Consider the following 19,718-nt stretch of genomic DNA (forward strand, 5'->3'; position numbering starts at 1 on the left):
CCAGTGTTGGACTCGTCTTTACCCTAAAGTGTTCCCACAGATCTCCGTAAAATTACAGGGAGCTCCCCTATAGCCCCAGTAGTTTTTTCTTGGCCGCTTGGAACTCCGCTTCTGAGAGTAGCCCCTGCTGGTACATGGCCATGAGTTGTTGCAGTTGCTCTAAGCCAGAGGAACTCGCCGAAGCACTGGTTTCAGGTGTTGGTTCGGGTTGGGATGGAGGTGGTTCAGGAGCAGGGGACATTGGTGTGGGGCTAGGGGCTGGTGTGCCTTGAGCCAATTGATAGGTTTGGATCACCTCTTGGAGAATGGCGGCTTCTCGCTTATATTCAAGGCTGTCGCGTCCTCCAGCTTTGTGGAGTTCTTCCTCGCGTCGCTTCAAGTAGTTCAGTAGATGCTCATAGAGGACTTGCTTTTGTTCTGGGGTTTCGGCTGCTTTGAGAATAACGGTCACTTGGCGCTGAATTTCCTCTAAGTCGGGACGGCAGGCCAACACCTCTAGGACTTGGGTCACTTCCTCCCAGTTGGCGGCAATATCCACATCTTCAAGACCAACGGCGGTATGGCGGGTGTAGCGGATGGTGGCTTCACGGGTGGCGCGGTTTTCTGCTTGTTTGAGGACATCAAGGGCGCGAGCAATCACCACCAGTTTTAGAATTTGGGGGTTTTCTGGAAAGACATCCCAGAAGGGGGGATCCTTTTGCAGATGTACGGGGATGGGCAAATCGCGGTTTTCTCCCCGCAGGCGGGCGCGTTTGGCGGTAATCATTTGGCCTCGCCAATCTTGGTAGGACTGGCGCAGTTCGGGCATGCCCTCAATACAGCGTAGGGAAAAGCCCCCCATCTCTTGGACAAAGACAATGCGGTGGCGTTCGCGATCGCCCAAAGGCTTAATGTCATCACTGGTAATGCTCTGGCCATTCGGTTTGACGAGGTTCTTGAGCAGGGGAATCAGTTTTTTGGCAGCCAAATCGGTAGTATTTTCACCGCCGACAATGGCGATATTGGTATTCACTGAAGGAGTAAAGCCAGCATCACGACCACTCATGACCGCTTGGGAGAGCAATAGCAGTGGCTTTGATTTCTGATAGGCCATGCGCAGGACACTGAGGATTTCCCCTTCATCGTTGCGATAAACCTGCAACAGGCGATCGCAGGCAGTGAGATCCCGCACAAGGCGGCTCTCTTCTGGGGCATTTTGCACGGTGCGCCGTACGGTTTCTTGGATAATCTCCCGCAGGTCACTTTCTTGGACATCCGCTAGTTGTGCCAAATCCAAGAGACGCATCACCTCATTGGCGGCGCGGGTTTCCTTCCAGAGGGGACTGGCCTCCTGCAACACCGTTGCTGCCGTTGTGGTACAGAGTTGGTTCAGACCAATGGCAAATGTGGACTGCACCCCGGTATTGGCACCCGCATAGCGTTCCACCAAGTCTTGATAGAGGCCATTGAGTTCTTGGCGATCGTAGAGCTTCACCCCATTGATTCGCAGGGCATCGGCACTATCCGCTTGACTATCGGCCATTGCCTTGAAACTATCCCGTAAATTGAGGAGCCGCTGGTTGAGCTTGGCAAGACGTGCCTCCATCCCTTGTAGCCATTCCTCTAGTTTGTCCATCACCTCCTTGGCCAGAAAGCGGGCTTTAGCTTGAATGATGGCATTGAAACTGCCCTCAATCCCCTCTAGGGCCTGCTGGCAGAATTCCTCCATTTTCGCTTGCTTGGAGATGCCAAAGAGAGTGCTAAAGTGCTGGATATCCTGCAGGGCATTTTCGTATTGCCGCTGACGATTGGTGATATTGGGTTGCCAAGTTTGCTGAATTTCGCGGTCATATTTTTCCTTCTGACTGACAAAAATTTGGCGAATTTGCAGCAGAAAGGCATTGGCAAACTTGGGTCCGCGATTGCGATCTTCAACAATGCGGTAGAACTCCTCCTCAAGACTTTGGCGAGCCTGCTGGATAATTTGATTGCGGTTGTCGTACATGCGCTGCAAAAAGTCACCGTGGAGACGCTCATCGGGGCTAAGTTCGCGCAAGTGGGCAGCACGGTAATTGTCCACCTGTTCACTCAGCCAAGGCACAAATTGCAAAATTTTGCCTCTTTCGGCACCAATCATGCCCCCTACCCCCTGTTGGGTACATTCAAGGCGGTTTTCACGGCTAATTTGATTGCGTAGATCGTTAACCCAGCGGGAAATTTCCTGCATGTAGGGGCGATCGCCCGCTGCTGCTAAGGCCAGTACCAAATCCACATCCAGCAAGTTCATGGGTTTCAGGAGACTCTGGGTCACCTCTAAAAGCTGGGGTGGCAATTGCACCGATTCGTTCAGCCACCAGTGAATAAAGTCTTGGCAAAGGCGATAGGTCAAGGAGGCACGAATTTGGGCAATGGGAATTTCGACACTGGAGAGGCCAAAGGCCATAAAGCTCTTGGGATAGCCCCGCCCCCCGGCATCCTGAGAGGCCCAAGCTGCCTTAATGTTGTCGCGAATCGAGCGTTTGTGGGGCGCAAAGTCAGAAGTGAGATCCAAAAAGATATTTTGGGCAATCATCTCGCGGATCTCATCGAGCTTGAATTCATTCTCGCCGTTTTTGGTGCCCACGAGGTAGGTAAAGTCAAAGGGAGGACAGTTGTAGCGCACTTCGTCGCTGAGGCTGCTGCTAAATTGCGCCACGTACTCGGTGCGGTAGTCGGCAAAGTAACTGAGTTCCATGAGGGCGGCATAGCCATTGGCCAGCACGCGATCGCCGACACTAATGGCGGCAAAGGCATTGGGCATGGGCACAATTCCCGTGACGAGGGGACTCGACTGCCCCTTGAGCCAATGGCGCACACAATAGCCCAAGTCAATGAGCATACCGCTACCGGTGCCCCCAGAGAGGGAGCCCGTAATAAAGACATTTAAGCTGCTGTTGTTGACCTTGACCCCATAGCGGCTTTGCATATAACTTTCGTGGCCTTTAACGCGATCGCTGGCCGCTTGGAACTTTTGTTGAATCGCATGGTAGTTGCAAAAGAAGGCAAACCGACCACAGGCACGGATTTGACCCGCCCCGGCCTCTAGGGCGGTAATGTTGCGCTCCAGTTCCTTGGGAAACCAAGAGGCAATCCACGGGTAGTTGTCGAGGTTTTGAATGATTTGCTGCACGTTTTTGCCACTGACACTGGCCCAGTGCTTTTCGTTGTCCTTGAGGGGAGAGCCAGCGGCGAGGGGGTTACTCACTTTGTAGTCGCGATCGGTGTCAATGGCAAGGAAGCTAATCACGGGAAACTGTTTCAGACTGCCGTAGGTTTCTTCCACCAGTCGCCGCACCCGCGATAGCACCTCAATGCCTGTACCTCCCACGCCAACAATTACTGTCGGAACAATGGACTTTTCCTCCACCTGTGCAGGCATGATTCCCGTCTCCGTGACCAGTCATCCCCATCCTAGCAAGGATGTCTACCAAGTCTGGAGTGGCCTGTCCATGAATACCATCCCTCAGGAGAGCAGAGAACCGTGGTAGTAGGAGACTCATTGACTGGGAACTGGTACGAATCCTCTCACGGCAGTACCCTGTGGATTTCGGGGCTGGTTCATTCCCTGATCGGCAGCAGGGAGCAGCCGCAGTTGCCAAAATTTGAGGCGCCTTCACGATAGATTGAAAGATGTTTGCGCCCTGAGTATCGTCATGACAGCTTCTTCTCCGGTTTCGACAACAACTGCCCCTTCCCTAACACCGGTGGCGGTACCCCGCCAAGATCTGACTGTGCCGCTGTGGTTAGCGCTGGCGATCGCTGCCGTTGCTACGGTGATCCTTTACATTTTCTTTTTGCCCCTTCAGGGCACCTACCTTGGCCAACTGCTCCTCAATCGTGGCTGGACGCAACCCGTGGCTGTCTTTTTTGCGTGGACAGTTTTGGTGTTTACGATTTTGAAGGCGATCGCCCTCTTTCAACAAGCACCCAGCCTGCGGCAAATCTGGATTCCCGCCAACTACCCCTTCACCTCAATGCGGGATATTTTGCAATTACAGCAAACCCTTGCCCAACGGCGGACACTGCTGCCCAATCGCTGTGCCCGTGTTTTAGGCGCGTTTCTCAGTAGTGGCCAGCGAGAGATTGCCGTTGAAGCCGCCGCAGAAGAGAGTGGCAGTGCCGCAGCCGCCACTGATGCCTCCTATACGATTCCCCGTGTTCTCGTCTGGGCGATTCCCCTGCTGGGCTTTATTGGCACCGTGGTTGGGATTAGCCAAGCGGTCAGTGGCTTTTCCAGCTTTTTGGAGACGGCTCAGGACGTGAACCAAATCAAGGAGGGGATTGGCGGTGTAACGACGGGGCTAGCAGTGGCCTTTGATACGACCCTCGTGGCCTTGGTGCTGAGTGTGCTGGTGATGATTCCGATGGTGATCGTTGAACGCTGGGAGAATAAGCTGCTGCTGCAAATTGACACCTACATTAACGATCAACTGCTGCCCCGCCTCCCCGTTACGAATACGTCCGCAGGGGTGGATCGCGACACTCTCCAAGACGTGATTCAGGAAACGATTCGCACGGAGCTGCCCACGGAGGAACGGCTGCAACAACTCTTGGACAACTTAAATCAACTGGCCCGTGCCGTGGTCAGGGATCGGCAGCAATTTGTGGCCACACTGGAGGAGCGCCAGCAACAGTCCATTGAGCAGTTTGAGCGCCTCGTGACCCAGATTCAGCACAGCCAAGGGGAACTACTGGCGCACGTCAATCAGGAACAGACCGCCATTGCCCAAGAACTGCGGCAACAAAGTCAGTACATTGCTCAACTCTTGGCCGAGAGCGATCGCACCCTGCAACAGCGGTTACAACTGTTAGAAACCCTCAACCAAGCCCTGCAAGCACTAGCGGATACTGGCAATTTGCAACTGCTGCTTGATCGCCTCAACCACACCTTGGCCAGTTTGCAACCGGTACTGCGGCAATTGGCTCAGCCGCGGCGACTGATGCTCGTGGAACAGCCTAGGCTCTACGAATACGAAGAAGATCGACCGCAAAAATAATCTCTCAACCCGGTGGCCATTGCATGGCTCGCCCGCCCAACAGGTGCAGGTGCAGATGATAGACGGTTTGACCGCCATCGGGGCCATTGTTAATGACAATCCGATAGCCATTGGTTAAACCCTCTGCCTCAGCAATGCGTTTGGCCGTCAGCAGCAGGTGCCCCAGCACACGGTGATCTTCCGGTTCTGCCAAGCTGAGTTGGGGAATCGGCTTTTTGGGGATCACCAGAATATGCACGGGGGCTTGGGGGTTGATATCACGAAAGGCCAGACACAGCTCATCCTCGTGGACAATATCCGCTGGGATCTCGCGGCGAATGATGCGGCTAAAAATGGTTTCCGTGGTCATGGTTTCACTCCTCACAGAGGTCTAATGGTTTAGGGATCCACCCAGCGGCCATCGGCTTTGATTAATTCCACAAGGGCAGCCACCCCTTCAGATTCCGGCACCTTTTTCACTTCCTCACGACCGCGATAGAGCGAGATGTAGCCAGGTTGTTTGCCCACATAGCCATAGTCGGCGTCGGCCATTTCCCCTGGCCCATTGACAATGCAGCCCATGACAGCAATATTCAGACCCGTGAGGTGTTTGGTGGCTTCGCGGACTTTGTGCAGGACTTCCTCAAGGTTAAAGAGGGTACGGCCACAGGAGGGACAGGCCACATACTCCACCATGGTGCGCCGCAGACCCAAGGCTTGCAAAATGCCGTAGCAGACGGGAATTTCTTTTTCGGGGGCTTCGGTGAGGGAGACACGAATCGTATCGCCAATACCTTCGGCAAGGAGGGTGGCAATGCCAGCAGTGGATTTGATGCGGCCATACTCGCCATCGCCGGCTTCAGTGACTCCCAAGTGGAGGGGGTAGTCCATGCCCAGTTCATCCATGCGCTTGACCATAAGGCGGTTGGCGGCAATCATCACGGGTACCCGTGAGGCCTTGAGGGAAATTTCAAGGTTGTAGAAATTCAAAGACTCGCAGATGCGGATAAATTCTAGAGCCGATTCCACCATGCCTTCTGGGGTGTCCCCATACGTAAAGAGCATCCGCTCAGCAAGAGAACCGTGATTGACGCCAATGCGCATGGATTTGCCCTGATCCCGCAGCGAGATCACCAGTGGCTCAAGGGTTTCGCGAATTTTGGCACCAATTTCCTCAAACTCGGCTTGGGTGTATTCAGTGCGATCGGGCTTGGGTTTCTCAAAGACGTATAGCCCCGGATTGATGCGTACATTGTCCACGTACTTGGCAACTTCGAGGGCAATTTTCATGCCGTTGTGGTGGACATCGGCAACCAAGGGCACAGGTTTGTAGGTTTGGTAGAGGCGATCGCGAATCTCTTCCATGGCTTTAGCATGGGCAAGGCTAGGCACTGTCACCCGCACAATTTCACAGCCAATTTCATGGAGACGACGAATGGCGGCTACTGAGCCTTCAATATCTAGCGTGTCTTCATTGATCATCGATTGCACCGCCACAGGATGACCGCCCCCAATGATGACAGAGCCAACGGGCACAGGACGGGTTTTGCGACGGACAATGGCGGTTTCTGTCGGAGTAGCTTGAACAGGACTCGGCAGCGTTTGCATAGGATGTAAGTGGCCAAATTGCGCAACTTCTCCCTTTCAGGATGCCATAGAAGCGGCAAGCTGCGGCAGGCGATCGCCCCCCAAGAGATTTGCTATAATTTTTTCGGAACCTAAAAAATACTCAAACGTCCCCTTCATTGTTAGCAGCAGCCTTTAACAACCCTAACGCTGTTTCTAGCACCCGAACTGCTGTTGCTGGAGGTAAGTGACACAATTTGCCAAGAATCTCAGTCACCAGTTGTTCTTCTTCGCGGTTGGTGACATCCGTTTGGTTGAGGTAGGCGATAAAACTTTCTAAATCCTCAAAGCCAAAAACACGACATAACTTTAATAGATTTTCAGTATTTGGAAATGAAGCCATATTCTCCCATTTTTGCAAGCAGGTATAGGAGATTCCCAGCTCGGCGGCAAAGGCACGTTGACTGCGTATCCCCCGTTTTTGGCGTAGCAGCCTAGAGAGTTGTTTTCGAGAGCGTGGACTAACCATGCGGAACCTAAATAGACCCTTGGAAAGGGCACTGCGTCTTTCAATAACTTTACATGTCAAGCTCATCAATGAATACCCCCCACTACCTTGTCAAAAGTTGTCGCTTGACAACCTTATTGCCCGCAATTAACATTGAATTGTTGGGCACAGATTTATAACAGCACTATGCATCCTGAGGACATTAAGGCAGAATTGCGGAAACGGGGCTGGAATGGCGCTAAAATTGGCCAAAAGCTAGGGGTTTCGCGTCATTGTGTATCGGCAGTGATTCGTGGCCGCTCCCGCTCGGCAATGATTGAGAAGGAAATAGCAACGATTCTTGAAAAGCCCCTTTACGTTGTTTTCCCCGATTACTATAGTTGTCAATCCCCCTCGGATTAACTTTTCGCTCTAATTATCTATTTTTTAGTATAGCCTAACAATTAGAAAAATTTTACTTTGACAACTAACCTTTAATTTTTTGGTGTGTTCCTGAAATATTTCTTATTAGTATAACCATTCCTTTGATAGGCTCAAACGAAACAAATGAGGGGGACACTTGCTGAATATATTTGCCTTTTCCCTGAGCCGATCGCGATCGTGAACAGTAGCGGTGAAATTCTAGCAATCAACGATGGTGCCTCGCTCTTTTGGCAACAGGATACAGAAGCCTTAATTGGTAAATCCCTCGCAGCGCTGCTGCAACAATCGCCGGAGCAGGTACAGGCATGGTTAAAGCTCTGTCAAAGCAATGCCCAGATGTTGGCTGCCCATTTTCCGATTCCCAACCCTGAGACGGATCAGTGGGTTATTGAAGGCATTGGCGTCAATCTGGATGATGAACCTGCGATTTTGACGCGGATTGTTCCTAGCTTTTGCCACAATCAGCAGTTACTCGCTGCCCAGTTGCAACAACTACAGGCCGAACTGGCTCGGCAAATTGCCCTTGTGACGGAATTGCAACAATGCCAACAAGCCCTAGAGCAGGAAAAACAGCACCTCCAGATCCTTGCGGAACGGGATCCCTTAACGGGGTTAGGTAATCGTCGTTTTCTGGATGCAGCGTTGAATCGTCTTTGGCAGGAGGCACAAGTCCAAGGCCATGCCTTGACACTAGCGTTAATTGATATTGATGACTTCAAGGCCTATAACGACTGCTGTGGTCACTTAGCGGGCGATCGCGCCCTGCAACAGGTGGCTCAAACCCTTAAGACCCATCTGCGCTCCAACGATATCATTGCTCGCTACGGCGGTGAGGAGTTTGCCCTTGTGCTCTCCCATGTTTCTGCTGATACGGCTCTACACATTGTTGAACGAATGCTCCATCATGTCCGAGAGATGAAAATCCCCCAAGGGGAGAGGGCGCACCATCCCTACATAACAGTCAGTGCTGGGTTATGCTTTGTTCCTGCCAAGGCAAGTGAGGGCACCTTAACGGAGATTTTTGCCATTGCTGATGCCGCCCTTTATCAGGCCAAGCAACAGGGGCGCGATCGCTGTATTCTGCTGGAGTGGTCACACAATGGGTCTTCTAATCTTGGGGCTTGTGATACTGGTTGGCGATCGCCCCCGCCTCCGCTAGGATAAACTTGAGTTGCGTTTCCGCCAATGGCTATGAATACTGCACCGAACTACTTTATTGCCAGCCAAATGACGATTGAGCCGCAAATTATTGTGGCGCAGAAATTCAAAGATACCTTGGGGGAAGACGTTTCTAAGGCGTGGGCAAACTTTGTCGATTCTGGCCAACTGTGGGCACTGATTATTGGTCTGGCCATTGGCTGGATCTTTGGCAAGCTCCTGAATTTTTAGCCCTGAGAATCGCCCGTGACTGCCCAACCTCAGCCTTGGAGCCAGCGCTTTGAACAAGCCCTCCATCCGGCGATCGCCCGCTTTAATGCCAGTATTGGCTTTGACATTCGCCTCATTGAATACGACCTCAGCGGCTCCCAAGCCCATGCCCGCATGCTGGCAAAAACGGGGATTATTTCCCCTGAGGAAGCCGAAACGCTGATTCAAGGCCTAGAGCAAATTCGCCAAGAATACCGAGATGGCCAGTTTACCCCCGGTATTGAAGCCGAGGATGTGCACTTTGCCGTCGAACGCCGCCTCACAGAACTGGTTGGCGATGTGGGCAAGAAACTCCACACAGCGCGATCGCGCAACGATCAGGTGGGCACCGATATTCGCCTTTACCTGCGCTCAGAAATTGACCATATTCTTCGACAACTGCGACAGTGGCAGCGCACACTTCTGGATCTTGCAGAGTCCCACATTGAAACCTTGATTCCCGGCTACACTCACCTGCAACGGGCACAACCCCTGAGCTTGGCTCACCATCTGCTGGCCTACGTGGAAATGGCCGAGCGGGACAGCGAGCGACTACAGCAAATTCGTGAGCGGGTGAATGTCTCTCCCTTGGGAGCCGGGGCACTGGCGGGCACAACGTTTCCCATCGATCGCCACTACACAGCAGAGTTGTTGGGTTTTCGTGAACCCTATCGCAATAGCCTCGATGCCGTCAGCGATCGCGATTTTGCCATTGAATTTCTCTGTGCCGCTAGCTTGATCATGGTGCATCTATCGCGGCTCTCGGAGGAGATTATTCTGTGGGCCTCTGAGGAATTTGCCTTTGTCAAGCTCACCGACACCTGTGCCACGGGTTCTAGCATCATGCCCCAAAAGAAAAATCCCGATGTGCCGGAGTTGGTGCGGGGCAAAACAGGACGGGTGTTTGGCCATTTGCAAGCTCTCTTGGTGATTATGAAGGGGCTGCCCTTGGCCTACAACAAAGACTTGCAAGAGGATAAAGAGGCGCTTTTTGATGCTGTGGATACCGTCCGTGCCTGCCTAGAGGCAATGACGATCTTGATGGCCGAGGGGGTGGTGTTTCAACCGCAACGCTTGGCGGCGGCTGTGGAGAGCGATTTTGCCAATGCCACCGATGTGGCGGATTACTTGGCCAGTAAGGGGGTGCCCTTCCGTGAGGCTTATAACTTGGTGGGGCAGGTGGTGAAAACCTGTCTTGCTGAAGGGAAATTCCTCAAAGACCTCACCCTTGAAGAATGGCAAGCCCTGCACCCCGCCTTTGCAGCGGATATTTACGAACGCATTGCACCGCGACAGGTGGTGGCTGCCCGCAATAGCTACGGGGGCACAGGGTTTGATCAGGTGCGCCAAGCCCTCGCAGCGGCTCGCGATCGCCTTAATGATTTTTAATGAAAAATGGTGTCATTTACCCTTAGCCTGAAAAATAGACTGTACTGACGGTCGCTTTTAGAAACAAAACGTTGCAAATTTTTAAGAAGGATCTCGTGATGACGACGTCTCTAGCGACGAAATTGCGTGAAGGCACCAAAAAAGCCCACACCATGGCCGAGAACGTTGGCTTTGTGCGCTGCTTCCTCAAAGGCACCGTGGAAAAAAGCTCCTACCGCAAACTCGTTGCCAGCCTCTATCACGTTTACAGTGCCATGGAGCAGGAAATGGAACAGCTCAAAGACCATCCCATTGTTGGCAAAATTTACTTTCCGGAGCTGAACCGCAAAAATAGCCTTGAGCGAGATCTGACCTACTACTTTGGTTCCAATTGGCGGGAAGAAATTACGCCCTCGCCAGCCACACAGGCCTATGTAGCCCGCATTCATGAAGTGGCCAATACCGCACCCGAACTGTTGGTGGCGCACTCCTACACCCGTTACCTTGGCGATCTTTCGGGCGGCCAAATCCTCAAGGGGATTGCTGAGCGGGCGATGAACCTACAAAATGGCGAAGGTACGGCGTTTTATCGCTTTGAGGCCATTAGTGACGAAAAGGCCTTTAAGCAACTCTATCGCCAACGCTTGGATGAATTGGCCGTAGATGAAGCAACAGCGGAGCGGATTGTGGATGAGGCCAATGCCGCCTTTGGTATGAATATGAAGATCTTCCAAGAACTGGAGGGCAACCTCATCAGAGCCATTGGCCAGTTGCTCTTTAATACGCTGACTCGTCGTAAACAGCGCGGCAGCACCGAATTGGCGACTGCTGAGTAGCCTAGAGGGTAAACTGAAAGGCCTTGACGAGCATCCCCGGCACCGTAATACCCCCAAGGGAACGACGTTCATAGGTGTCGGTGTGGGCAATCCAAAGCGCGGTGTCTGTCAAGGCTTCGAGGTTGTCTCCCCAAAACTCATAGAGACTGTCATCAAAGCGCAGGTCTGTAATGGGTGCAACAATTTTGCCCTGCTCTACCCAAAAGCAAGCGTAGCGGGTCATGCCGGTCATTCGTCCATTGGGGCGATCGCTCCAGTTGAGGTAGTGTAAATTGCCCACATAGAGACCCGTATCGAGGGCAGCCAGCACCTCCTGCTCTGGTAGCGTGCCCGGCAAGAGGAGGGGCGATCGCAGAGTTTCTTGGCGGTTGGCACCATTGGCCACAAGGTGGTATTCCTGAGCGGTGCGCCGACTAATGAGTAACGTTTGCAATTTGCCGCGATCAATCAATGCCAAGCAAGGGGGCGCAATATCGCCATCGGCATTAAAGCGGGGCACCGTTCCGGTGGTAAAGTCTTCCTGCAAACTAAAGAGGGGAGAGAGGGTTGCCCCTTCCCGTAATTTGGCGAGGGCACTGCCGCCTTGACGATAGGCCGCTTCACTCACGGCTCCCCAAGAGAGCATGCCCACCAGTTCAGCCACCGCTGCCGGGGCAAAGTAGGTGCGATAGCGTCCCGCTGCTAACTGACGGGGAGGCTGTTCCAATTGTGCTAACTGCTGGCGATCGCCCTCAATTTGAGCTTGATAGATGACAGTGTCCCAATGGGTACTGGCATAGCTATTTTTCACCGCCTTGCCCGCCGCTGTAAAGAGAGAATAATCCAAGCAAAACGTTTCCGTAGCAAACCAGTGCTCCTGCCCAGCGGAGTTAAAGCTCCCACGAGCGATCGTCCCCCCACTGTAAATGCCCACAAAATCAAAGCCTTGAACGGGTGTCAGAATTGTCTCTACCACTGAGTCAGGATCAGGTAAGCGGCCAAGGTAAGTGTCTTGAATCGAACCGGTATCCGTTGGCGGTACAAGGTAAGGATCCACAGGGAGTTGCACCGTTTCTGAACGCAATGCGGCCAAGTGCTCTAGGGCAGCCGCTAGATCCGCCGTTCCCGTATAGGGAAACGAGGTGCTTGCCGTCCGTTGCTGCGATTGCAACCGCAGGGTTACCACCGTATCTTCTACGGTGCCAATTTGCCGCACCCGCGCCCGATTGAAGCGAATAAACTGGCTGGATTCACTGGCAATTTCAACGAAAAGCGCCTCTGCCGGTTTCAGGGCAGCAAACAGCTCATGGCTCAGGTGCTGAGCAGCAGAAAAGTCAAGGGTCATGCGGCGCAGAGTTTTTGTGAAGATTCTCAAAGGTATTCCTTAGATTAGCGCATTCCCCCCCTGCATATCCTTCAAGCGTCTTGCATTGTGGCTCTGCCTAGGGCACGCTGAGACAAGAATCGCTTAATAGTTCCGCTGCATGTACTTGGTCACGGGTGCCACAGGACAATTGGGTTTGCGGGTGGTGCGCCGCTGTATCACGTTGGGGCTGCCGGTACGAGCCTTTGTGCGCCTGACGAGTCAGTATGACCTCCTCAAGGAATGGGGTGCTGAGATTTTCATTGGCGATCTGCAACAGCCCCGCGATATTCAGGCTGCCATGGCGGGCGTGGAGGCGGTGATTTGCTGCCATGGTAGTCAGTTACTCAGCCGTGCCATTCAGGCGATTGATTACCGTGCTACGTTGGATGTGATTCAGGCGGCTCAGGAACAGGGGGTACGCCATATAACCTTGATTTCTCCTTTGGCGGTGACGGGCGATCGCCAGCAGTCCCCCTTTCTCAAGGCCAAGTACGAAGTCGAGCAGGTGCTCATCAGCAGTGGTCTCAACTATGCCATTTTCCGCTGCCCCACCCTTATGTCTAGTTTGCTGCCCCTTGCGGAGCGCTTTCAGCAGACGGGGGTTTACATTGTCCTTGGAGATCCCCAACACCGCCTGCAACTGCTCAGTCCCGAGGATTTAGCCCGCTGTATTCTCGTGGCTAGTCAAGCCAGCCAACCGGCCATTTTTAGCTTGGCACATCCAGAGGTCTTAACCCGCCAAGAGATTGCCGATCGCCTTGGTCGCTTTTTCAATAAACGCCCCTTTGTCATGACGGTTCCCCTAGCCGTGATTGACGGCGCTCGTCAGTTTTTGGGAGTGATGAATCGGGATCTTGAGGCCAGCCTAGGAACGCTGCGAACCCTATTGGCCTATGAAAGTCTCTGCCCTGCCAGTGAAATTGAACGTGCCCAAACCTATTTTCAACTCTCCTTTGAGTCTTTAGAGACATTCTTGGATCGCTACTTCTAGCCGCGAATATCCCCACAGGGGCGATCGCGATAGGCCTGCCAATAGCGATTAAACGTGGCCCAGTCAAAACTACGCGGATCCATGCGCTCGCCAGAGCGATCCACCGCCGCATGGGTGGTTACCCGTTGGAGATCAATGCCCGTTTGCGCCACCAGCCATGCCAAGGTACGGTACTGAGCATCGGTATAGCCCGCATGGGTAGAACCATTATGGCGACCTTCAGGAGGGGTTTCTAGGGAAAAGTGGAGGGCAAAATTGTTCACCGAAGGGGCAAGGCGGAGGTTGGTCTGAACCGTTTCCCTGCCAAAGACAGAGTTGCCCGCACCATAGGCACGCTTGGACCAAGGCACTAAGTGCAGCAGCCAACCCCTGAGGGTAATCAGTTCATGGTAGCTGGCTTGATCTTCATCGCGGGGATGCGGTGTTTGGAAAAAATCCAGCGTAGATTGGGCAGAGGCCACAGTTTCATGCAAAACAATCAGCGGTGCATTGTCCACCACTTGACCCCGAATATCGGTACGGTAGCGATCGCCAAAATTGGTGCGGTCGATGGGGACACTGTACCAAGGGGGCGTAAATAAACACTGTTGATGAACTTGGCGGACTTGAGCAAAAAGGCGTTCATAGGGGGCGCCATCACTGCGTTGTAGAGGCAGCAGGGTATTCTCTGGCAGCGGGGGTGAGGGCGATGAGTCCGTTGGCGGATCAAATTGGGGATCATCAATGGAGACCGCTTGACTCAAATCAAGGGGGCGATCGCCACTGGGGATAGAGCCAATCATCACACTCCACAGGGACAGCACAACCACGGTAGCGATCGCCAGCGAAATCATCAACCGCAGGCCTCGGAAACGACGCAGCATAGGCAGAACGGAACCAATTTGGCACAATACAATCAAACCCTAAGCCAAAAATTTGGGATCAGCAAGCGGATGATTATTGTTCTAAAAAGTGGCACCCCCGGTGAAGAGATTGAGCGGGTTAGCGCTGAGATGCGCACTTGGGGACTCACCCCCGAAAAAATTGTGGGCAAGCACAAAGTCGTTATTGGTCTTGTCGGCGAAACTGCGGAACTCGATCCCCTGCGAATTCAGGAAATTAGCCCTTGGATTGAACACGTTCTGCGAGTTGAGCAGCCCTTCAAGCGAGCCAGTCGCGAGTATCGCCACGGTGAACCCAGTGAAGTGGTGGTGCCAACGCCCAACGGCGAAGTTATTTTCGGCGAAGGTCATGATGTGGTGGTGGTGGCAGGGCCTTGCTCCGTTGAAAATGAAGCGATGATCCTTGAAACGGCGCAGCGGGTGAAAGCGGCGGGTGCCAAGTTTCTCCGCGGTGGCGCCTATAAACCCCGTACCTCCCCCTATGCCTTCCAAGGCCATGGTGAAAGTGCCCTTGATCTGTTGGCAGCAGCAAAAGAAAAAACGGGCTTGGGCATCATTACCGAAGTCATGGACGCAGCGGATCTAGACAAAATTGCCGAAGTGGCCGATGTGCTGCAAATTGGTGCCCGTAATATGCAAAACTTTTCGCTTCTCAAGCGGGTGGGTGCCCAGCCCAAACCTGTGCTCCTGAAACGGGGGATGTCTGCCACCATCGAGGAATGGCTGATGGCTGCTGAGTACATTTTGGCGGCAGGGAACCCCAATGTGATTCTCTGTGAACGGGGCATTCGCACCTTTGACCGTGAATATACCCGCAATACCTTGGATTTAGCAGCGATTCCGGTGCTGCGCAAGCTCACCCATCTGCCGATTATGATTGACCCCAGTCATGGCACCGGCTGGGCAGAATTTGTACCTGCCATGGCCAAAGCCGCCGTGGCCGCAGGTGCTGATGCCCTGATGATTGAAGTGCACCCCAACCCAGCAAAAGCCCTCTCCGATGGTGCCCAATCCCTCACGCCGGATCAGTTTGATGAGTTGATGCAAGCCCTGCAACGTCCCCTTGTGAGTCTCAGTCGATAGGCTGCCGAGATGACCGATATGCTGGTCAAGCTCTACGAGCTAGCGGTGGATTGGCCCGCCGTCATGGCGCATCAGCAGCAGGGGATTCACTACCGCCAGCCTTTGGGGTCAGAAGTAGACTGGATTGTCCAGTGGGTGGGCGATCGCTTTAGTGCCGGTTGGCGCAGTGAAGTGGCTCTTGCCTTGAGTCAGCGTCCGCCACGGGGACTGATTGCCGTTGAAAATGGCGAACTTCTAGGCTTTGCCTGCTACGATGCAGCCGCCCTAGGACTGTTTGGGCCAATGGCTGTGGCCGAACCCTATCGCGGGCGGGGGATTGGTCGCCTGCTGTTGCAGTTAACCTTGGCTCAGATGCAGGCAGCGGGCTATGCCTATGCCGTGATTGGCTGGGTTTCCTCAGAGGACTTTTATGCGAAGACCGTTGGTGCCATGCCGATTCCCAATTCGCGGCCCGGACTCTGGCAAACGGCCTTAAACCTTGGGCAGTTGACTAACCCGTCAGGCTCTTAACCAAAATGCCAAGGACAAATCCCAAACCAGCAAAGCGGACAAAGTGCCAAAAGTTTTCTTGAGCCAGAATGTCCTGCCAGCATTCCCGCGCTGCTTCCCCTAAATGGAACAGGAGGGTCAGGCCAAACTCCGCCTCTAGTTGCCGCAGCTCTTGGACGAGGCGATCGCGCTCTTGATCTAGGGCAGCCTGATTACGTCCTTTTAACCGTGCTTGGGTGGCTTTGATCTGCTCGTACTCACGGTAAAGCTCTGCCATCCGTGTTTGCGTCTCTTCATAAACCTGACGCACCTCATCTTGGGGTTCCACAACCTAGCCCCCATGACTGCGGGGATCATCCCTGCGTTGGCGGGCGAGGGGACTCGTGAGTTGGGACATTTCACCCGTCAGTTGACCGTAGGGCAAGGGGAGGTTATTGCTGAGGGCTTCAAGATTTTTGGCCATCACTTCCTTGGGTTGCAGGCCGATCGCCACCGCTTGGGGTTCCTGTCGCCGATTCAGAAAGACAAAATGGGGAATGCCATCCACATTAAAGCGCTCAATTTCCGGTAGCCACTTGGTGTTGTCCACATTCAGCATGACGAAGTTCAGGCGATCGCGATATTGCGCCTTTAATTCCGCCAAATCCTTGGCCATGGCGCGACAGGTGCTACACCAGTTGGCGTAAAACTCCAAAAGTGTCGGCTTGCCATTGACTTGAGCCTCCTCCCAAGGGGTGGCTTGGCGGGCTTGCTCGGCGAGGGTGAGGGGTTGATTGCTACTGCGCAGACCCGCCAATAGGGCAAGACTAATGAGAATGGCGACAACAGCAATCACAAAATTCCGTAACCGTTGACCACTGGCTGCCGTTGCTGCTCCCATAGGGCATTCCTTGCACGTCTCGACACGTTGATCCTAGCGGATTTTCTTCGCAAGAGTTGACCCATGTTGACGTAACACAGCGCTTTTCACAGGGATTGAACGGGCTTGAAAGGTTCAAACTTCTTTGACACTCATCCCGCTAACGCTAGGCGTATAGCAGGAGATTCCCCGTTCACAGAGTCATAGAACAAGTTCCTATCCGCTTTGTGTACCGTTTTTTAGAAACAGGCTATACCTTATGCTATGATAGATATTCTGGAACTTGGGCGGTTAACTCAGTTGGTAGAGTATCTCGTTTACACCGAGGCTGTCGGGGGTTCGAGTCCCTCACCGCCCATCCTAAAATCAATGCCTCAGGAATCTTCGCTATCTTTGATCTGAGATTGCCGCTGCTGGCGTAACCATGTGGCTTCATCCAAGCTGTCTTTGGCCACGACGATGTACTCATTCTCTTGGTGATCAATAATTAAAATCTCCTGACCATGCTGGGGGGTGACCGTTGCCCAAGGGGGGAGCACTGCCGGCAGAATCAGCCGATTGCGATTGGCATCCAAAACACTCACTTGGCCAATACCAGTACCACTGTGGGGAATATGGGCAGAACTGACGTGGCCACTGCACCCCAGCAGGCGATCGCGACTGGTATCTTCACTAAACTGCGCAAAAATTTGCCCCAAAGGCCGTGAACACAGCCCCCCAATTGTTAGCGCTAACAGCAGTGCCGCGATCGCAATCACCCCAGACCACACCACCCCCGGCCAACTGCCACTCAGGGTGTAAAAGAGAACATTAAAAAACCAGCCCAGCACGCCCAAAAGGCTAAAGTCTAAGGCGAGCAAGAGAATGAGGGGCGCTCTCCCCACCCCCAACCAATGCAAAATTGTCAGAAATGAGATGCCCTCCTCTAGATCGACCTCCACTTCCAAGGGATCGGCATCTCCCTCTAGCTCGACCTCTTCAGCGCCCACATCGCCAAAGATCACCGTCAAAAAGAGCAAGACCCCCATGCCCAAGACAATCCAGTAGGGAGTGTGAATCAAGTGAAATAGCATTGCCTTAGTACATAAAGGGATTTTCAGGCTCAGGAATCGGCGTTATCGTCTCAGCAACCAATACCAATTGGCGGCGGTCGTTGAGGGTTTCTGTGGTCATCCGACCTTCAACGCGAAACCACTGATCTTGGGGATAGGCTTGGCGCGATCGCCCCAATTTCACGGGCAGTCCCACAGGATAGGCATCCGCTGCACAACAGGTAATGACAAAACGGGTGAGCGTGAGATAAGTCTCTGGCAGTTGGGGACTATGAACCGCAAATCCCTCAATGCGAGCGGGCAACCCCCTATAGGCATCGGGTTCGGGATAGACATCAAGGGTGCGAATCCAGTCAATGAGCGTCCGCTCCTCAGGCCGTTGATTGAGGCGAAAGGCCACTGGACTATTGCGGGTCACTGTCAAGCCATCCTCGAGACCGCGATGAATGGCCGTGGCACTATTGAAAGGACGGGGCGTCATCACCAAACCCACGACTGCCGCGAAAATCAGAATACTGAGCGTCCAACGAGCCGGTAAGAGGGCAACATGCTGCACAGGTGTCACTCGCCCCCGCCATAACCGCCACCCTTGCCAACCACTCACGGCAAGTAGCACAAAACCAGCGGCGATCGCCAGCGCAAAATAGTTGGGGTGAATTAGTAACCCCAGTCGCCCCTGCCACCAATATCGAAGAAACAACATTCCCCAGAGGAGAAGTGCCCCAACCGTCCACCACTCTTGCTGTAGCCAGCGACGGCGCATCATCATGCGTTGGACACGCGGAGAATAGCGATTGGAGGAGCTAGAAAACATCGGGCGGTGGAAAATTCGCCATCCCTAAACATTCTAGGGGGAATCCTGCCACTGCGGACTTAGCTCACGAAAGTTAAAGAGGGTGGCCTTGGGATGACATTGGGCACAACCATCGAGGGTAACGGGCTGCGGTACCGCAACACGGGGATGGAGGATGCGAAAGAAGGGCGATCGCCCGACGCGAAAGGGAATTTGGGCATCGTTGGGCAGGGGTCGAGAATAGGTGCGCAAATAGTTCCACAGGGGAACCAGCTCTGGGCGGGGAATGGGTTCGAGGGTTGCGCCGTAGTGATTGGTATCTTGAATCAGTACCTGCCATGCCTGAGTGGGCAATGTTTCCGGGGGGACTGCGAGGTGACAACTGCCACAGCGCCGCAGATAGATTTGCGCTCCCAACTGGGCATTCAAGGGCAAAACATCGACGGTACCGCTCCAGTCTGGGGTGGCGATCGCTGCTAAGGCTGTACCCACTAGGGCACAGAGCATCAAAAGAACTGCCCCTACCCCCCAGCGCCAGTGTTGTCTAATCTTGGATATACTCAAGCCCTTCATCCAAACAAAACTGTGCCCGCATCAATTCACGACCGAGATAGGCCGCATGGTCAAACATCGTCACCAGTTGGCGATCCTTTTCAAAGAGTTCAATACACAACTCCTTGGCTGTTCGACCGCTAAGTACTAGATCGGGTTCCCGCGTTACTTTCCCTTTGGTGGGAATGGGTTCTCCCGTATCGGGATCCACCGCTAAGCCCTTCTCATTGATGTCATTGGGATAGTGTTTCATCCAGATCAGTTCTTGCTCAGGGTCAATGTAGATAATGAAATACCCTGCCGGATCGAGATGAATAAATCGCTGCGATAGCTTGTTGTCAAGCGCCGTGCGTTCTGCTTTGCTCAACGCCTATCTTTCCTCTAATGGATCCACTCTTTATTGTACGGCGAACTCGACTGGAATCTGCAGGCCGAGCCTTGAGTTTTGGGACATTTGCGTTATAATGAAAATCACGCAAAAATTTCGGCTCAGTAGCTCAGTGGTTAGAGCAGGGGACTCATAAGCCCAAGGTCGCAGGTTCAAATCCCGCCTGAGCCACTCCTTATGACG

Annotated in this window: 21 protein-coding genes, 2 tRNA genes and 1 pseudogene; 11 read left to right on the forward strand and 13 right to left on the reverse strand. The window is 53.4% G+C overall.

Going from position 1 to position 19,718, the window contains the following annotated elements; all coding sequences use genetic code 11:
* Positions 1-67 precede the first annotated feature (67 nt).
* Positions 68-3,397, reverse strand: a complete 3,330-nt coding sequence (locus RHJ80_RS00205) for a tubulin-like doman-containing protein (RefSeq protein ID WP_310801218.1) — start codon at positions 3,395-3,397, stop codon at positions 68-70.
* Positions 3,398-3,671: 274 nt separating this feature from the next.
* Here RHJ80_RS00205 and RHJ80_RS00210 point away from each other — a divergent pair, with 274 nt between their 5' ends.
* Positions 3,672-5,015, forward strand: a complete 1,344-nt coding sequence (locus RHJ80_RS00210) for a MotA/TolQ/ExbB proton channel family protein (protein ID WP_225901601.1) — start codon at positions 3,672-3,674, stop codon at positions 5,013-5,015.
* A gap of 4 nt (positions 5,016-5,019) precedes the next feature.
* On the opposite strand, the gene RHJ80_RS00215 is transcribed toward RHJ80_RS00210, so the two are convergent.
* The 4 genes and pseudogenes from RHJ80_RS00215 to RHJ80_RS13155 all read right to left on the reverse strand — a co-directional run.
* A complete protein-coding gene (locus RHJ80_RS00215) occupies positions 5,020-5,364 on the reverse strand; it encodes a histidine triad nucleotide-binding protein (protein WP_149817064.1) in 345 nt (114 codons plus the stop codon).
* A gap of 29 nt (positions 5,365-5,393) precedes the next feature.
* Positions 5,394-6,602, reverse strand: coding sequence for a (E)-4-hydroxy-3-methylbut-2-enyl-diphosphate synthase (ispG, locus tag RHJ80_RS00220; RefSeq protein WP_206200565.1), 1,209 nt, complete (start codon positions 6,600-6,602; stop codon positions 5,394-5,396).
* Positions 6,603-6,723: 121 nt separating this feature from the next.
* Complete coding sequence (locus RHJ80_RS13150; protein WP_310801219.1) at positions 6,724-6,963, reverse strand: hypothetical protein; 240 nt, start codon at positions 6,961-6,963, stop codon at positions 6,724-6,726.
* 6 nt (positions 6,964-6,969) lie between these two features.
* Positions 6,970-7,155: pseudogene (locus RHJ80_RS13155) on the reverse strand (hypothetical protein); the annotation flags it as partial.
* Between the two features lie 99 nt (positions 7,156-7,254).
* Between RHJ80_RS13155 and RHJ80_RS00230 the strand changes: the two are divergent.
* The 5 genes from RHJ80_RS00230 to RHJ80_RS00250 all read left to right on the forward strand — a co-directional run bounded on the left by RHJ80_RS00230 (position 7,255) and on the right by RHJ80_RS00250 (position 11,102).
* On the forward strand, positions 7,255-7,470 hold the full coding sequence (locus RHJ80_RS00230; protein WP_149817070.1) for a helix-turn-helix domain-containing protein: 216 nt from the start codon (positions 7,255-7,257) through the stop codon (positions 7,468-7,470).
* A gap of 144 nt (positions 7,471-7,614) precedes the next feature.
* Positions 7,615-8,655, forward strand: coding sequence for a GGDEF domain-containing protein (locus RHJ80_RS00235; RefSeq protein WP_310801220.1), 1,041 nt, complete (start codon positions 7,615-7,617; stop codon positions 8,653-8,655).
* Positions 8,656-8,682: 27 nt separating this feature from the next.
* Positions 8,683-8,880 (forward strand): hypothetical protein, encoded by a 198-nt coding sequence (locus RHJ80_RS00240; protein ID WP_225901602.1) that lies wholly within the window; start codon positions 8,683-8,685, stop codon positions 8,878-8,880.
* Between the two features lie 15 nt (positions 8,881-8,895).
* Complete coding sequence (argH, locus tag RHJ80_RS00245; RefSeq protein WP_206200568.1) at positions 8,896-10,287, forward strand: argininosuccinate lyase; 1,392 nt, start codon at positions 8,896-8,898, stop codon at positions 10,285-10,287.
* A 98-nt stretch (positions 10,288-10,385) separates the two neighbouring features.
* Positions 10,386-11,102, forward strand: coding sequence for a heme oxygenase (biliverdin-producing) (locus RHJ80_RS00250; protein WP_310743905.1), 717 nt, complete (start codon positions 10,386-10,388; stop codon positions 11,100-11,102).
* Position 11,103: 1 nt separating this feature from the next.
* On the opposite strand, the gene RHJ80_RS00255 is transcribed toward RHJ80_RS00250, so the two are convergent.
* Entirely contained in the window at positions 11,104-12,426 is a 1,323-nt protein-coding gene (locus tag RHJ80_RS00255) for a TldD/PmbA family protein (protein ID WP_399384620.1), read from the reverse strand.
* 139 nt (positions 12,427-12,565) lie between these two features.
* On the opposite strand from RHJ80_RS00255, the gene RHJ80_RS00260 reads away from it, so the two are divergent.
* Complete coding sequence (locus RHJ80_RS00260; protein WP_302676930.1) at positions 12,566-13,438, forward strand: SDR family oxidoreductase; 873 nt, start codon at positions 12,566-12,568, stop codon at positions 13,436-13,438.
* Here the strand turns inward: RHJ80_RS00260 and RHJ80_RS00265 are convergent.
* Positions 13,435-14,301 (reverse strand): peptidoglycan recognition family protein, encoded by an 867-nt coding sequence (locus tag RHJ80_RS00265; RefSeq protein ID WP_302678541.1) that lies wholly within the window; start codon positions 14,299-14,301, stop codon positions 13,435-13,437. The two genes, RHJ80_RS00260 and RHJ80_RS00265, sit on opposite strands and share 4 nt — an antisense overlap.
* Positions 14,302-14,370: 69 nt before the next feature.
* Here RHJ80_RS00265 and aroF point away from each other — a divergent pair, with 69 nt between their 5' ends.
* Both aroF and RHJ80_RS00275 read left to right on the forward strand, forming a co-directional pair.
* A complete protein-coding gene (gene aroF, locus RHJ80_RS00270; protein WP_310800312.1) occupies positions 14,371-15,402 on the forward strand; it encodes a 3-deoxy-7-phosphoheptulonate synthase in 1,032 nt (343 codons plus the stop codon).
* 9 nt (positions 15,403-15,411) lie between these two features.
* On the forward strand, positions 15,412-15,912 hold the full coding sequence (locus tag RHJ80_RS00275; protein ID WP_206200572.1) for a GNAT family N-acetyltransferase: 501 nt from the start codon (positions 15,412-15,414) through the stop codon (positions 15,910-15,912).
* On the opposite strand, the gene RHJ80_RS00280 is transcribed toward RHJ80_RS00275, so the two are convergent.
* The gene (locus RHJ80_RS00280) at positions 15,893-16,219 is read right to left on the reverse strand and encodes a hypothetical protein (RefSeq protein ID WP_310801222.1); all 327 of its coding nucleotides are present in this window, start codon (positions 16,217-16,219) and stop codon (positions 15,893-15,895) included. The genes RHJ80_RS00275 and RHJ80_RS00280 overlap by 20 nt on opposite strands.
* Before the next feature lie 3 nt (positions 16,220-16,222).
* Complete coding sequence (locus tag RHJ80_RS00285) at positions 16,223-16,771, reverse strand: thioredoxin family protein (protein WP_310801223.1); 549 nt, start codon at positions 16,769-16,771, stop codon at positions 16,223-16,225.
* A gap of 264 nt (positions 16,772-17,035) precedes the next feature.
* On the opposite strand from RHJ80_RS00285, the gene RHJ80_RS00290 reads away from it, so the two are divergent.
* Positions 17,036-17,108, forward strand: a tRNA-Val gene (locus RHJ80_RS00290).
* 16 nt (positions 17,109-17,124) lie between these two features.
* Here the strand turns inward: RHJ80_RS00290 and RHJ80_RS00295 are convergent.
* From RHJ80_RS00295 to RHJ80_RS00310, 4 genes are read right to left on the reverse strand one after another with little or no spacing between them, the layout of a single operon-like run.
* Positions 17,125-17,823, reverse strand: coding sequence for an OB-fold-containig protein (locus RHJ80_RS00295; protein ID WP_206200575.1), 699 nt, complete (start codon positions 17,821-17,823; stop codon positions 17,125-17,127).
* Between the two features lie 4 nt (positions 17,824-17,827).
* Positions 17,828-18,616 carry a TIGR03943 family putative permease subunit gene (locus RHJ80_RS00300; protein ID WP_310801224.1) on the reverse strand — a complete coding sequence of 263 codons (789 nt, stop codon included), beginning with the start codon at positions 18,614-18,616 and terminating at the stop codon, positions 17,828-17,830.
* 33 nt (positions 18,617-18,649) lie between these two features.
* Entirely contained in the window at positions 18,650-19,102 is a 453-nt protein-coding gene (locus RHJ80_RS00305) for a cytochrome C (RefSeq protein ID WP_310801225.1), read from the reverse strand.
* 37 nt (positions 19,103-19,139) lie between these two features.
* A complete protein-coding gene (locus RHJ80_RS00310) occupies positions 19,140-19,514 on the reverse strand; it encodes a DUF4346 domain-containing protein (RefSeq protein ID WP_286626093.1) in 375 nt (124 codons plus the stop codon).
* Between the two features lie 119 nt (positions 19,515-19,633).
* Between RHJ80_RS00310 and RHJ80_RS00315 the strand changes: the two genes are divergently transcribed.
* A tRNA-Met gene (locus RHJ80_RS00315) sits at positions 19,634-19,706 on the forward strand.
* Positions 19,707-19,718: the final 12 nt, after the last annotated feature.

Source organism: Thermosynechococcus sp. QS41, assembly GCF_031583515.1.
Classification (GTDB): domain Bacteria; phylum Cyanobacteriota; class Cyanobacteriia; order Thermosynechococcales; family Thermosynechococcaceae; genus Thermosynechococcus.